The organism is Shewanella maritima (assembly GCF_004295345.1).
Classification (GTDB): Bacteria; Pseudomonadota; Gammaproteobacteria; order Enterobacterales; family Shewanellaceae; genus Shewanella; species Shewanella maritima.
Window position 1 is genome coordinate 2,040,858 of sequence record NZ_CP036200.1, and the last position, 14,931, is coordinate 2,055,788.

Annotated in this window: 8 protein-coding genes and 1 pseudogene; 6 read left to right on the forward strand and 3 right to left on the reverse strand. The window is 46.6% G+C overall.

Annotation, left to right across the window (positions count from 1 at the left end):
- Positions 1 to 86 precede the first annotated feature (86 nt).
- A complete protein-coding gene (locus tag EXU30_RS08675; RefSeq protein WP_130599199.1) occupies positions 87 to 1,934 on the forward strand; it encodes a DEAD/DEAH box helicase in 1,848 nt (615 codons plus the stop codon).
- Between the two features lie 152 nt (positions 1,935 to 2,086).
- Here the strand turns inward: EXU30_RS08675 and EXU30_RS08680 are convergent, their stop codons facing one another.
- A complete protein-coding gene (locus EXU30_RS08680) occupies positions 2,087 to 3,040 on the reverse strand; it encodes a DMT family transporter (RefSeq protein WP_242620367.1) in 954 nt (317 codons plus the stop codon).
- Positions 3,041 to 3,312: 272 nt separating this feature from the next.
- Here EXU30_RS08680 and EXU30_RS08685 point away from each other — a divergent pair.
- Positions 3,313 to 4,415, forward strand: a pseudogene (locus tag EXU30_RS08685) (phosphoribosylaminoimidazolesuccinocarboxamide synthase).
- A 134-nt stretch (positions 4,416 to 4,549) separates the two neighbouring features.
- Here the strand turns inward: EXU30_RS08685 and EXU30_RS08690 are convergent.
- Positions 4,550 to 6,091, reverse strand: a complete 1,542-nt coding sequence (locus tag EXU30_RS08690; RefSeq protein ID WP_130599203.1) for a S10 family peptidase — start codon at positions 6,089 to 6,091, stop codon at positions 4,550 to 4,552.
- A gap of 378 nt (positions 6,092 to 6,469) precedes the next feature.
- Here EXU30_RS08690 and EXU30_RS08695 point away from each other — a divergent pair, with 378 nt between their 5' ends.
- Positions 6,470 to 8,590 carry a TonB-dependent siderophore receptor gene (locus EXU30_RS08695; protein ID WP_130603369.1) on the forward strand — a complete coding sequence of 707 codons (2,121 nt, stop codon included), beginning with the start codon at positions 6,470 to 6,472 and terminating at the stop codon, positions 8,588 to 8,590.
- A gap of 105 nt (positions 8,591 to 8,695) precedes the next feature.
- Positions 8,696 to 9,805 carry a PepSY-associated TM helix domain-containing protein gene (locus EXU30_RS08700; protein ID WP_130599205.1) on the forward strand — a complete coding sequence of 370 codons (1,110 nt, stop codon included), beginning with the start codon at positions 8,696 to 8,698 and terminating at the stop codon, positions 9,803 to 9,805.
- Positions 9,806 to 10,195: 390 nt separating this feature from the next.
- On the opposite strand, the gene pmbA is transcribed toward EXU30_RS08700, so the two are convergent.
- Positions 10,196 to 11,575: a metalloprotease PmbA gene (gene pmbA / locus EXU30_RS08705; protein ID WP_130599207.1), complete on the reverse strand. Its 1,380-nt coding sequence runs from the start codon at positions 11,573 to 11,575 to the stop codon at positions 10,196 to 10,198.
- A 156-nt stretch (positions 11,576 to 11,731) separates the two neighbouring features.
- Here pmbA and yjgA point away from each other — a divergent pair, with 156 nt between their 5' ends.
- Entirely contained in the window at positions 11,732 to 12,271 is a 540-nt protein-coding gene (gene yjgA, locus EXU30_RS08710) for a ribosome biogenesis factor YjgA (protein WP_130599209.1), read from the forward strand.
- Positions 12,272 to 12,300: 29 nt separating this feature from the next.
- On the forward strand, positions 12,301 to 14,796 hold the full coding sequence (locus EXU30_RS08715) for an autotransporter outer membrane beta-barrel domain-containing protein (protein ID WP_130599211.1): 2,496 nt from the start codon (positions 12,301 to 12,303) through the stop codon (positions 14,794 to 14,796).
- Positions 14,797 to 14,931 lie beyond the last annotated feature (135 nt).

Below are 14,931 nucleotides of genomic sequence, written 5' to 3' on the forward strand. Positions count from 1 at the left end.
GGAAATCGACACGGGGTTGATTTTCTGTCTGTGAAACTCAAGCACAAAATCGACTTTTTTGTGCGTATCCACAAGGCTACAACTCAATGTCATCCGATGAAAGAACTTTCCGCGATCTCGGTCTTTCCGAGAATTTGCTTCGTGCCCTTGACGAATTAGGCTACGAAAAACCAACGCCAATTCAGGCTGCGAGTATCGACCCTTTAATGGAAGGTCGCGATATTCTAGGTCAAGCGCAAACGGGTACGGGTAAAACCGGTGCGTTCGCCCTGCCACTGCTTAACAGTGTCGATCAAAAATTAAATGCGCCACAAATTCTTGTGTTAGCACCAACTCGTGAGCTTGCCGTCCAGGTAGCTGAAGCGTTTGGTAGCTATGCGAAACACATGAAAGGCTTCCACGTACTGCCTATTTACGGCGGTCAAAGCATGCACCAGCAATTAAGCGCACTTCGCCGTGGTCCACAAGTTGTTGTGGGTACACCAGGTCGCGTTATGGATCACATGCGCCGTGGCACCCTAAAACTAGATGCACTACAAGCACTAGTATTAGACGAAGCCGACGAAATGCTAAAAATGGGCTTCATTGACGACATCGAGTGGGTACTTGATCACAAGCCAGCTGAAAGCCAATTAGCACTATTCTCAGCAACTATGCCTGAGCAAATTAAGCGTGTTGCCAACAAGCACCTTAATAACCCTGCACAAATCTCTATTGCCGCTAGCCACACTACGGTTGACTCAATCGAACAACGTTTTGTACAGGTTTCACAGCACAACAAACTTGAAGCGTTAGTACGTGTTCTAGAAGTAGAAAACACTGAAGGTATCATCATCTTCGTACGTACTCGTAACAGCTGTGTTGAGCTAGCAGAAAAACTAGAAGCCCGTGGTTATGCATCTTCACCACTACACGGTGACATGAACCAGCAAGCCCGTGAGCGCGCGGTTGAGCAGCTAAAACGCGGCAAGCTAGACATTCTAATTGCAACTGACGTTGCAGCACGTGGTCTTGACGTTGAACGTATTGGCCACGTTGTAAACTACGATATTCCATACGATTCTGAAGCTTACGTTCACCGTATTGGTCGTACAGGTCGTGCTGGCCGTACTGGTATGGCGATTCTGTTCGTTACTCATCGTGAAATGCGCATGCTACGCACTATTGAGCGTGCAACTAACAGCCGCATCTCACCGATGAAGATCCCAAGCCCAGAGACAGTAGCAGAGCGCCGTCTATCTCGTCTTGGTGAGCAAATTCAAGAAACCATCGCCGGTGACTTAGATTTCATGAAGACAGCGGTTGCAGATCTTTGTACTCAGCTTGAGATCGACACTGACCTACTTGCTGCAGCATTACTGCAACAGGTTCAGCAAGAGCGTCCTCTACAGTTACCTCCAATTCAAGAGCGTAACCGTGACAACCGTGATGATCGTAACCGTGACCGTGGTGGTCGTGAGCGCGGCGGTCGTCCAACACCAACTAGCTTTGGTAAAGCAGATGGTCTAAAAGACAGCCCAGACGTGAAGATGAACCGTTACGTGATCGACGTAGGTCGTGATAACGGTGTAGGCGTTGGTAACATTGTTGGCGCAATCGCTAACGAAGCGAACATCGAAAGCCGCTTCATTGGTCAAATCCAGTTATTCGACCAAGTGACTACTGTTGACCTACCAGACGGTATGCCAAAAGACGTATTAGCACACCTTAAGAAGGTTCGCGTATGTGGTCGTCCACTCAACATCCGTGACGCTGAAGGCGAGTCATTCCCAGAGCAACGTCAACGCCGTCACCGTGGTGATCGCAATGACCGTCGTCCACGTGGTGACCGTCAAGACCGTCGTCCACGCGGCGATCGTAATGACCGTGGTGGCGAGCGCAATGATCGCGGCGAGCGTCGTCAACGTCGTCCACGCGACAACGGCAATAGCTAAGCTAGAGTTCTGATTCTAGCCACATAAAAAATGGAGCCAAATGGCTCCATTTTTGTTTTCTGCCTGCAAACCCACAGCTGAAATGACATGAGTGATCTACAGTGTTGTAGAGGTAAACGAACTTTGGTCGTTCAAGATGCCGTAAGTGCTCGCTAGCCTGCTACGTTGCGTTGCTTTCTCTGCAAATATAACGGCCATAACTGCACCACAAATACCGACACCACAATTACTACTATCCCGCTAATCGACAAGGCGTCTAGCTGATCATGGCTAAACATTTGCGGCCATAAACCTAGGCTGACTATCAGTGCATTCATGCTAAAGCTCAAAATAGGCGTCAGCGCTAACATGGCACTTACTTGCGCCGTGTGCCAATACTTCATCGCCTGACCAAAACAGCCATAAGCAATCACAGTGTTTAACGCGCAGAAAACCGTAACCAGCCATTGATTCGCTGTCATCGCACTGAACTGACTAAAATCACTCACAGGAGCCATCACCACAATACCTAGGGCGTAAATACCCATAAGAATGTTGTTAGGCGATAGGCGTTTTAGCAGAGCTTTTTGCAACAAGGCATAGCTCGTCCACGACAGTACCGAAAACTGCACTATGCTGATGCCCATTACTATTTGCGTGGTATTAGACTGCTCAAAATCTAGCGCAGGATGAAAGAACATCAACACCCCAAGTGCGAGCGTGGCAAAACAAGCAAGTTGCACTGCCGTTAGCCGCTCGTTGAAAAACAGCGCACCGCCAAAGGCGAGAAAGAAAGGTGCTGTTTGAAAGTTAAGTTGTGAGGTGCCTGGCGATAAATAATCTAACGACCATACAAAGGTGACATAGTTGGTCATAAGCAACACGCCTGCCAGCGACAATCGAAGCCAGTCTCGTTGCTTTAACCCTATGAACTGCTGCAATAAACGTAAACGCCACTGCAGATAAAAGGTCACCACAAAGGCGACTAGAAAGCGAAACCAGGTTAAGGTAACCGGGTCAATAAAGCCTGTCGTCAACTTAAGGGCAATGGGAAGAATTCCCCAAAACACCACAGCGGTGGCCACAAAGAACAGCCCTAATTGACTTGGGGTCAACGCCCCTAACATACGCGAAATCATTTACCGTAAAATACTCGAAACTATAAAAGTGCTATTTTGCCCTAAAGCGGTCCGACACAAACAGTCTTAACTGTAAATTCCCACTTTCGATTAGTGTAAACCTTGGTTGCACTGCCAATAACTGTGCGCTAGCTCTGCTGATTGTTCGCATTCTGAAAAAGGTAATTTGCAAGGCTTGTTGCCCATGGAAAACAGCGCCATTAAGAGTAAAATACCCGCCATTAAAACTACCCTACACCACCTTCTGAGGAATACTCGTCATGAGTCTTGCTGATTCCGTTTTAGCCGTGAATAACGATTTACCGATCCGTACTGACAAACCTGTGCATAGCGGCAAGGTTCGCAGCGTATATTGGTTAACTGACGCCGACAGCCGTCGCCTAATTCAAGAGAAAGGTTATAACGTACCTGACGATACGCCGCTGGCAATCATGGTGATTAGCGACCGCATTTCTGCGTTTGACTGTATCTTCCACGGCGAAGACAACTTGCAAGGTATTCCGGGTAAAGGCGCTGCGCTTAATGCCATTTCAAACCACTGGTTTAAGCTGTTTGCAGAAAACGGCCTAGCAGATAGCCATATTCTGGATATTCCGCACCCGTTTGTGTGGATTGTGCAAAAAGCTCGCCCAATTAAAGTTGAAGCCATTTGCCGCCAGTACATTACCGGCTCCATGTGGCGCGCATACGCCAAAGGCGAACGTGAATTCTGTGGCATCACCCTGCCAGAAGGGTTAACTAAAGACCAAAAGCTACCTGAGCTGTTAATCACACCTTCTACCAAGGGATTTTAACTGGCATTCCAGGTGTGCCTGAGCAAGATGACGTCAACATCACTCGCAAAAACATTGAAGATAACTACCAAGCTTTCGGTTTTGAAAAGCCAGCTGATATCGACCTTTACGAAAAGCTTCTAAAACAAGGCTTTGGCGTCATTTCTGAAGCGCTTGCCAAGCTTGACCAAGTATTTGTTGATACTAAATTTGAGTTTGGCTATGTGACTGACCGTGATGGTCAGTCTAAGCTGATTTACATGGATGAAGTGGGTACACCTGATTCATCACGTATCTGGGACGGCCCAGCATTTCGTGATGGTAAAGTGATTGAAAACTCAAAAGAAGGTTTCCGTCAGTTCCTACTGAACCACTTTGACGATGCCGATATCCTGCTAAACAAAGACCGCATGGATGAGCGTGAAGCACTTGCCCGAGACAATGCTCTGCCGCTAGAAGCCATGATGAATGTATCTAACACCTACACAGGCGTTGCCGAGAAAGTCACTGGCGAAAAAATTGCTCTGTCAGACAATCCAAAAGCTGACATCATCGCCATCTTAAAACAGCAATACGCTTTGGTTGATTGATATTAGTTGAGCTGGCGCTAATACTAGTTACTCAATAACAAAGGGAGCTGATGCTCCCTTTGTTATTGAGTAACTTCGTTATTGAATTAAACACGGCTTAGCTACGAACTTTCGCCGCCATCTTTCAAGTAACCCTAGTATTTCGCTGCAGTTTTAGCATCCGGCATAGTCGATAGCATAAACTCGCGTAAGTCTTGATTTGACTGGCGTAAATCTTCAGCACGAAGATACATCATGTGCCCTGAGCGGTAGCCTTTAAAGCTTAATCTGCTTTGCATTTTACTGCTCGGGTCAAGTTGCCACATGGTGTATTTGGCGTCGAAATAGTTAGTCGCACCATCATAATAACCCGCTTGGATCATCACGTTTAAGTATGGGTTTTGTGCCATAGCCTGACGTAAGTTTTCACCGGTTTTATTGTTAGTGCGATCCCAAGGACGAACAGGGCCAAACATGTTGTACTTAACATCAGTTTTGTAGTTCAGCTCAGTGCGCATGTAATCATTAATCGCAGGCGTAAATGAGTGTAACCAAGAGGTAAGCTCTGCATTGTAGTCAGGGCGCTCGCCGATAACTTGCTTATCAATGCCTAAGTAACGAGAGTCTAAACGACCAACGGTTTGACCTTGCTCTCGCAGTAACTCTTTCCAAAAATAACTCGTTGGAATATCAAGGTTTGCATCCAACACAGTTTTTACGCTTAAACCTGAGTAGTGAGCCACTTTTTCAGCGATATATTGCTTTTTATCCGCATCAATAAAACCACCCATCGCAAGCGCTGGTAGATATTCATTGATAGTAAATGCCTCTACCTCAGGTAACACTTGATATAGGTCTTTGCTTTGCAGGTCGCTCGCTAGCACTTTGTGATGCCATGCAGTCGCTGCGAAATAAGGTAAACGATTAGCAGATTTAACTGGGCCTTTACGCTCGATGCCGATATCGGTGGGTGATACTAAGACCACGCCATTTAAGTACATCCATTGTCTGTTTTGCAGCTCGAGTGCAAGACCAGATACCCGCGTTGTACCATAGCTTTCACCAATCAGGTACTTAGGTGAACGCCAGCGCTCGTTACGGCTGACAAAGGTATTTAGCCACTCAGCCAGGTACTTTACGTCGGCATTAACGCCAAAGAACTGCTCTTTTTGCCACTCTTTACTCGGCATTTCACCGCTTTTGTTCGGTAGTACACGTGAGTAACCGGTATTCACAGGGTTAACGTAAACAATATCAGCTACATCCAATACCGAATGTGGGTTAGTTTTCACGCCATAAGGCTGCAGGGGATAACCTTCATCATCCACATTCAGTACTTTAGGGCCGGTATATGCCACATGCATCCAAACAGAAGCAGAGCCAGGCCCACCATTAAACGACATCAATAGCGGTCGATTTTCATTACTCTTCACGTCAGTACGTTGGTAATAGGTGTAATGCAGAGTCGCGATTGGCTCGCCGTCATCATTCCACACAGGTTGCGTGCCAGCGGTGGCCGAGTAACTAATACGTTCATCACCAATTTTAGTCTTGTGCTTCGTCACGACTTTATGATCGATTGGAATTTGGCGCTGATACTGGTTTGCAGCAGCCTTATCTTCTTGCGCCAATGCTTGCTGTGGTAAATAGCTACAGGCTGTCACGCATAGCAATGAAACAAAGGTGAATACTCTCATGATGACCTCATTTAAAATGGGATTTTATTATTTTAAAACTGCTTTGAAATTGTGTTGAATTAGAACGCCTCACACTCAAGTAGGCGATTTATGATAATAAATACCGCTGGTTAATTAGACTACCGATAACTGCCGACTTAACTGTTAAAAATTGTAAGTAAACCTATATTCACATAATACAAGGCTTACTCGTCCACCATTCGGTTATGCAAGAAAGTCGCTTTCCCCTTGTGAGATCATTTCTACCTACGCGATCTAGATCACAAAACAAACATTTTGTGTAAATGATTGTAATTCTCATTTCGGTTATCGTTATCGATATGTAAAAATATGCAGCACATTCGCAGCGAATGTTACCAATACATAACTAACTAGATGATGAAGAATATGAAACTCTGCCCACTTGCTGTTGCGATCACTATGTCGTTAAGCCCGTTAGCGTACGCTAATGAAACCGAAACCAAAGACGCTGATATTGAGAAAATCACCGTTGTTGGTAGTTATATTGAAGGTTATAACGCTCACCAGGCTAGCGGTGCATCGCGTTTAGATCTTGATATTGTTGACATTCCGCAGTCGGTATCTGTCATTACCAGCGCTCAGCTAGATGACTTCCAACTGCATGATATTAACTCTGCGCTCGATACCGCTACCGGCATAAATGTAGAACGAATTGAGACAGACCGCACCTACTACACGGCACGCGGTTTTGATGTGACTAACTTCCAAATCGACGGTGTTGGCTTGCCGCTGACTAACGGTAACAACCACGCCGACGAAGACACAGCCATTTACGAGCGTATTGAGGTTATTCGCGGTGCCAACGGCCTAATGACAGGTGTAGGTAACCCATCTGCAACGGTTAACTTCATCCGTAAACGACCAACAGCATTTAACGCATTCAATGTGAACGCGAGTTACGGTAGCTGGAACAACAAGCGCCTAGAAGCTGATGCTAACCTTGTTATCAACGACACTTTCTCTGCCCGCGTAGTGTTACTGAATCAAAAGAAAGAATCGTACCTAGACCGCTATGAAACAGACAAGAATGTCGCTTACGCATTCCTTGAAGCCAACCTGTCAGACAATACTTCACTGTCGCTAAGTCACAGCTTTATTAGCAGCGATGCCAAAGGTAATAACTGGGGCGCGCTGCCGTTGTTTTACACAGACGGCACACCAACCAATTACGATGTATCAACCAATACATCTGCTGATTGGTCAAACTGGAAAGTAGTTAAGAACAACACGGTACTTGAGCTAAGCCATTACTTCACCGACAACTGGCGCTTACGTGCGACCTACTCTTACAAAACCACCGACGAAGACACCGAACTATTCTACGTCTACGGCACACCAGACAAAGCCACCGAGCTTGGGCTATTTGGCTACGCTAGTGAATATGATCTAGACGACAATCATCACATGGCTGATGTGTATGTTGACGGCGACTTTGAGCTTTTTGGTAACACACATCAACTGGTATTCGGTGTTAACTACGCCAAAATGAGTTATGAAGACACCTCTCTGTACGACTATCAAACTGGCAATGGTTTCCCAGTTATGCCACCGCTACCAGAGTGGGATGGCAATACGCCAAAGCCAACCTTTACTGATGGCTTAACAGGCAGTGATGTTACCCAAACACAAAAGTCAGCTTACTTTACTGGCCGCTTTAACCTATTCGAAGGTTTCCATTTAATTGCGGGTGGCCGCTTTAACAGCTGGGATGTTGAAGGCGAGTCTTATGGCGTAAACGAAACCGCTGATGACGCTAAATTCATTCCTTATATTGGTGGTGTCTACGAGATCACTGAGCAATTCTCAGCTTACGCTAGCTACACAGAGACCTTTACTTCTCAAACAGAGAAAGACATCAACGACAAGACATTAGAGCCTGTCACAGGTGAAAGTGCCGAGGTCGGTATCAAAGGCTCACTATTTAACGATCGCCTTATCGCAACGCTTGCGTACTTTGACGTTAAGCAAACTAACCTAGCGACACTTGACCCATCAACTGCGCCGCTACCACCAGAAGAGCAACGCTATTACGGCAGTGACGGCGTAAAAAGCAAGGGCTTTGAAGTCGATGTCGCAGGTGAAATCTACCATGGTTGGAATGTTAGCCTCGGTTACACCGACTTTGACATTACCACCAATGATCTTACCAATCAGGTTGCTAACTACACCCCAAGCAAACTGTTTAAGTTTGGTACAACTTATGAGTTGCCGTTCCTCGAGCAGCTGACCATTGGTGCTAACATGCGCTGGCAGGACGATATTTTCCGCTATCAAACACCTGACTTAGCGGTTGTCACCACACAAGATGCATACGCCATTGTCGATCTAATGGCGCGTTATGAGTTTACTGACAATATTCAGCTAACCGTTAACGCCAATAATGTCACCGACGAGAAATACCTAACCAGCTTGTACTGGGCACAAGGCTTCTACGGTGCACCAGCTAACTACAACGCAACACTAAGTTGGAAAATGTAAGTTAAACCACAGTCGTTATCGTGAGACTCGCTAGAGTCTCACTCGGGTTTAACCCAAAAGTCGGTGCAGATAACTGCACTGACTTTGCTGTTTATTGAGGGCGATATGAGAAAAACACTATTCAAATGGCACTCGTATGCTGCACTTGTTGCCATGCTGCCAATATTTATCATTTCGATCACCGGCAGTATTCTGGTATTCAAAGTCGAAATCGACAGCCTACTGCGCCCTGAACACATGCGAGTTGATCATGTTGGCGCGCAGCCAAGAGTCAGTTTAGACACACTGATGACAAACGTACTTGATACTCACACTGGCTATGAGCTTGGTGGCTGGGAGTTATTCCACGATAACTACCGCTCAGACGCTGGCTATTTGATAAAACACGGCACCGAAGAGTGGTCAAAAATATATGTAAATCAATATACTGGCGAGCTGTTGTCACAGCCTCAGACTATGGAGCATTATATTACCGACTGGCTGCTAGAGCTGCACTACACCTTTTTGTTGCACAACCAAGGCATAGTGGTTGGCTTTATCGTCGCGTTAGTGATGTTATTTCTAGGTGTCAGCGGCATCATTATCTACCGCAGGTTTTGGGCTAAATTCTTCACCCTACGCTACAAAGCAGTTAGGCGCATTCTGTTCAGCGACATTCATAAAATGATTGGTATTGTCAGCTCTCCGGTGCTGATTATCCTTGCCATAACTGGTGGTTATTGGAACATTAGCCTGTTGCTACATGAATATGTCGAGCACGCAGGCAAAGAGCACTTTTTAATTACTGAGCCACTACATAGCGAAACCATTTCATTCGAAACACTGCGCCTACAAGCAAGACAAGAAATTGATGGATTCAGCGCAGGATATTTATCTATGCCTCACGAGCCTGACTCTTACATTACCTATTGGGGCGATGTACCCAATAAAAATCCTTTCAGCAGCGAGTACTCAAGTACGGTGACCTTCGACAAAGATGAAGGCAAACTAGTGAGTAAAATTGACGTACGCGAGTCTGGCTTTAGCCACGTATTTGTTGATAGCTTTCGCAAGCTACACTTTGGCTACTTTGGCGGCTTAGTCACTCGCATCATTTGGTGTGTATTGGGGCTAATGCCCGTTGTCCTCGCCTTCACTGGCTTCTACCTATACTGGCAACGTACAAGACAGCGCAAGCGCGCCAAAGTCTCAAGGCAAGAGTTACAGGTTTCTTGATATTTATACACATGAACTTCAATCGATTTCTCAAATAACTAGAACGGAATGAGAAAACACCGTGAGTTCGGCCATGGTCACTCTTTGGCATCCATGCCATCGTGACATCAGTAAATCCTATTACAAGAGATGGCCGACTAGCTTTCGAGGGGAAGGGACGCCCCATTGAAAGCGTTAGTGGTTTTTGAAATGGAGTGAAGCAGCCTACAAATGAAAATTAAATCTAAGACACGCTCTTACTCCGTTGGAAATTTTCGCTTTTCAAAAATTTCGCCGGAGCGTTGCGGCTTAGCATTTATAGAAAGGAAAGGGGAACAAACGCTTTTCCCCTTTGGTCGGGTGTGGGATGAAATCCCACGACTTCAATCAACCGGAGGTTGCATTATTCAACTAATTGCCTGCAATCTGCATTTCACCTAGCAAAATCCCTCCAGTGCGAATAGATGAGCGCATATCGCGATCGCTCGCCACCGCTTGCACATCCATAAACATGTCTTTTAAGTTACCAGCAATGGTGATCTCTTCAACTGGGTATTGAATCTCACCGTTCTCAACATAAAAGCCAGCTGCGCCACGAGAATAATCACCCGTCACGCCGTTAACGCCTTGCCCCATCACTTCGGTAACAATAAGACCTGTGCCCATTGCTTTGATTAACTCAGCAAAGGTTTGGCCGCTGTGTGCTAACGTCCAGTTATAAATACCGCCAGCATGACCTGTGTTAGTCATCCCTAGCTTACGTGCTGAATAGCTAGTTAACAAATACGTGGCGAGCTCACCATCTTTAATAATGTCGCGCTCTATTGTGGCAACACCCTCGCTGTCGTAATTGGCACTAGCTAGCCCACCTAAAAGGTGTGGCTGCTCTTGAATATTGAACCACTTAGGGAAAATTTGCTTACCCAATGAATCAAGCAAGAAGCTTGATTTACGATACAAGCTGCTACCGCTAATTGCGCCAACAAAGTGACCAATTAAGCCGGTGGCGATTTCAGGTGCGAACAATACTGGCATCTTGCCGGTAGCAATTTTGCGAGCATCTAAACGATTAAACGTCTTCTCAGCCGCTTTGATACCCACGGTTTCAGGGCTTAACAGCTTGCTAAATTCACGGGCCACAGTGTAGTCATAATCGCGCTGCATATTGCCATCAGACTCTTCACCAATCATCACGCAGCTCAAGCTATAACGCGAGCTGCAGTAACCGTTCAAAAAGCCATGGCTATTACCATAAACTTTGGCAGCGGTATGAGCATTAGCACTCGCGCCGTCAGAGGCTTTAATGCGGTCACTAAAATCAAGCGCCGCAGTTTCACTATCAATCGCTAGCTTTGCCAGCCCTTGCGCATCAATTTCATGTGGATGGTACAGGTCTAAATCGCGAATATCCTGCGCCATTAACTCAGCATCAGCCAAACCATTAAATGAATCTTTCGAGGTGTATTTCGCAATATCATCAGCGGCTTTTACCGCTTGCTTAATCGCCTCAGGTGATAAGTCAGAGGTAGAAGAATTACCTTTAGCGCCGTCGCGAAATACTGTAATCCCTAAGGCACCATCTTTAGTAAATTCAACCGTTTCCACTTCTTTATCGCGAGTAGAAACCGACAAGCCTTGCTGCTTACTAATCGCCACTTCAGCAGCTGACGTACCTAGCGCATTGGCATAGTCCAACGCCACGGCTACCGCTTGCTTTAAGGCTGGTAATTGGCTGTCAATTTGATGAGATGCACCAGCTTGATCGCCGGTTGAAGATTGATGAGTTGCCACGAGAATACTCTTTGAAAATACAGATGGTCGTTAGCATAGCAAATTCGATCACTTTTTGATAACCATCGGTAAATTCGAGGTTTGTGCGGTATATTTTCCTCTAAAGGCCCCTAATTAAGTGCTATCATTAGCGGGTTATAGATAGAGGTTATTATTATGAAAATCGTAGGCGATTCAGAGCACTTCCAACAACCGTTTGACCATGACGAGAACTACGTCAGTCGCACTGAATTCAAAAAAGAAAGCGAACTTGCCCAATCGCTAGGCATCAAACTAGCATTACTTAGTAAGTCGCAACTCGACAAAATGGGCCTAGACGAGTTTCTTTACGATGCGCTAATCAAGCTAAAAACCATTAAGCCTAAAACTGAGGCTTATCGCCGTCATCAGCAATATATTGGTAAGTTAATGCGTGGTTACGATCACGAACCAATTGAGGCGGCACTAGCTAATGTGTTGAATAAGAATAATAATGAAGCTGCACGCGTACATGTTTTTGAAAAAATGCGTGACCGTTTATTGGCCGAAGGCGACAGCGCAATTCAAGCCTTGCTTGATGATCATCCAACCTTTGAGCGCCAAAAACTGCGTCAGCTAGTACGCCAGGCAAACAAAGAATTACAAAAAGCGCCGGACAAAGAATCAAAAGCCAATAAAGAGCTATTTAAGTACCTGCGTGAACATATAGACGAGTAACCAAACATTTTTGCATAAGGACGTTGCCAATGCGGCTAAAAACAATCTTTAGAACTTTACCGTTTTCGATTGCATCACTTCTTTTAGTCGCAGGCTGTAACGGCCCGTCTGATGGCTCGACACCAGACCCAGAAGATATTACCTACAGCTTGTCACTCAGCTACTACACCGTAGTTGATGGTCAGTGTGACACCACTACAACTGAGCAGCGCTTTGCCGCTACCGAAAGCTTCTGCGCAGTAGCAAATGTAAAAGCCAACAATGCTAACCTTGCCAATGTGCTGGTCGACTTTTCGTCTGACAATGCATCAATTGCGCCTGCCACTACGCTGACAGACAGCAGCGGTATGGCAAAAGCCATCGTGTCATCGGCTGACCAAACAGCCATTGCTGGTACACTCACCGCGATTTATGCGCCTGCTAATGTAGACTCGGTAAGCGATGAGCGCACCTATGAGTTCACCGCAACTGAGCCGCTACCACCAGTTGAAAGCTACACCCTGACCACCTCAATTAGCGATGCCTCTGGTACCATCAACCACTTTAAAGTGGGCGAAACCGTGCAGCTTAACGCTTACTTTGTTGACGGCAGCAATGAGCCTGTGACCAATCAGCTTGTTACTTTCACTGCCGGTAGCGCTAGCTTGAATCCAGCCACTGCGCTCACCCAAGCAGATGGTAAAGCCTCGGTGAGTTACACACCAAGTAATGATGAGCTTGGCGCCGCTGCACTGAGTGCAACCATTGAGTACCAAGGCGACACCTTCTCAAATACTAGCTTTTATGAAGTACGCAGCGCCGATGACGTAGTGCCAGAAGGCACCATTAAAATTGGTCACTTCGATGCTAACAACAACTTTGTTGAAGGAGTGCTAGGCACTAGCCTAACGGCTGATGCCAATGACGATTACATCATTAGCGCAGGCGGTTCATTTGGCGTTACCGCGACTATCGTCACTGACGATAACGCCGGTAACATCACCCGCTTACAAACGCCAACTAGCGTGAATTTTGTATCTGATTGCTCAGCCAACAATAATGCATCGCTCGACTCACCAGTCACCACTTTATCTGGTAGTGCAAGCTCAACCTTCTCTGACACCAGCTGTAGCGGCAACAGTGAGCGTAACGATCAAATCGTCGCCACCGCAACAGTCGGCACTACGAGCCTAAGCGCTAACTTCGACTTCACTTTGTCACGCCAAACCTTAGCTAGCCTGAGCTTTGTATCAGCGGACCCAACGCAAATTCGCGTTAAAGGCGCTGGCGGGACAGGCTCAAGTGAGAGCTCGCTAGTGACCTTCTTAGTCACTAGCGCTAACGGTCAACCTGCTGCGCAGCAAACTGTCGATTTTAGCCTAGATACTGTTGTTGGCGGTCTAAGCTTTGCTAATGGGCAGGCGACAGACCAAAGCATTACCAACGCCCAAGGTATTGCCAGTGTACGTGTGCAGTCAGGCACAGTGCCAACACCTGTACGTGTTGTTGCAAGCGCAACTGACATTGATACCGGCGATGTGGTTACCAGCCAATCAGAGCAGCTAACGGTTAATACCGGTCTGCCGCAGCAACTTGGCTTCTCTATTTCACCAAGCGTGTTCAACCCAGAAGCGGGTGACCACAATGGTGAAGAGGTCACTATTAGCGTATTTGCATCAGACAGCTTTGGTAACCCAGCGCCAGATGACACCACGATTAACTTCACCGCAGAAGGCGGTCAAATCCAGCCATCTTGTGCAACTAGCGGCGGCAGCTGCTCAGTCACCTGGACATCAGCCAACCCACGAGTGACCGACCACAGGGTGACCATTTTGGCCTACGCCCTAGGTCATGAAACCTTCTTCGACACCAACGGCAATAACATCTTTGATGATGCCGACGGCGGCGCAATCGCTCAGGCTTGTTTAGATAGCAACGGCGCAGCAGTGGCATGTACTGGCAATGGTATGGACATTGAAACCTACCATGCAGGCGGCTTTAGCGACCTAGGTGATGCTTTCCGTGATGACAGCGAATCAGGTAGCTACAGCTCAGGCGAGCCGTTCTTCAACGCCGAAGGCAAAAACAGCTACTCGCCAGCAGATGGGCTATTTAACGGCCCGCAATGTGAGGGCCGCTTATGCGGTCAAGGTCAGGCGAATAAAACCTATATTCGTAAAGCCTTTGTGCTAACTATGTCAGGCTCAAATGCAGTATTTGCCCTTGAGCAAGACGGTAACCCAATTGCGGATACCAGCACTGACATAACGCCAATCGCCCCAGGTAGCACTTCACTGTTCTCAGTGCAGCTTACCGACAGCGCTAACCAAATGCTGCCATACAACAGCACAGTGAATGTTACCGCTTCAGAGGGTGAACTAACCTTTACCAGCTTTAACATCCACAACGCCACCCGCGCTGGCGGTTCAACTGCAAACTTTGCGTTATCCCATGCTGGTGAAGCAGGTACAGCATTAGTTACTGTTGAAGTGGTGACACCTAAAGGCATTAAGTCGACTTACCTGTTTGCAGTTGATTTGCTGTAGGCAAGTGGCTTGATTTACTTTGGGTTAGCGGCTGAATTGCGGCTGAGATAGCCTAACCTTGAATAGCAAAAATCCACCTCATATGAGGTGGATTTTTTGTTGAAAACTATCTGGCGCTTTACTGCAGTATCAAGC

Bases quoted from the DNA above. Each gene is read 5' to 3' on its own strand.
- EXU30_RS08675 (WP_130599199.1), top strand. From the start codon at position 87: ATGTCATCCGATGAAAGAACTTTCCGCGATCTCGGTCTTTCCGAGAAT.
- EXU30_RS08680 (WP_242620367.1), bottom strand. From the start codon at position 3,040: ATGTTAGGGGCGTTGACCCCAAGTCAATTAGGGCTGTTCTTTGTGGCC.
- EXU30_RS08690 (WP_130599203.1), bottom strand. From the start codon at position 6,091: ATGAGAGTATTCACCTTTGTTTCATTGCTATGCGTGACAGCCTGTAGC.
- EXU30_RS08695 (WP_130603369.1), top strand. From the start codon at position 6,470: ATGAAGAATATGAAACTCTGCCCACTTGCTGTTGCGATCACTATGTCG.
- EXU30_RS08700 (WP_130599205.1), top strand. From the start codon at position 8,696: ATGAGAAAAACACTATTCAAATGGCACTCGTATGCTGCACTTGTTGCC.
- yjgA (WP_130599209.1), top strand. From the start codon at position 11,732: ATGAAAATCGTAGGCGATTCAGAGCACTTCCAACAACCGTTTGACCAT.
- EXU30_RS08715 (WP_130599211.1), top strand. From the start codon at position 12,301: ATGCGGCTAAAAACAATCTTTAGAACTTTACCGTTTTCGATTGCATCA.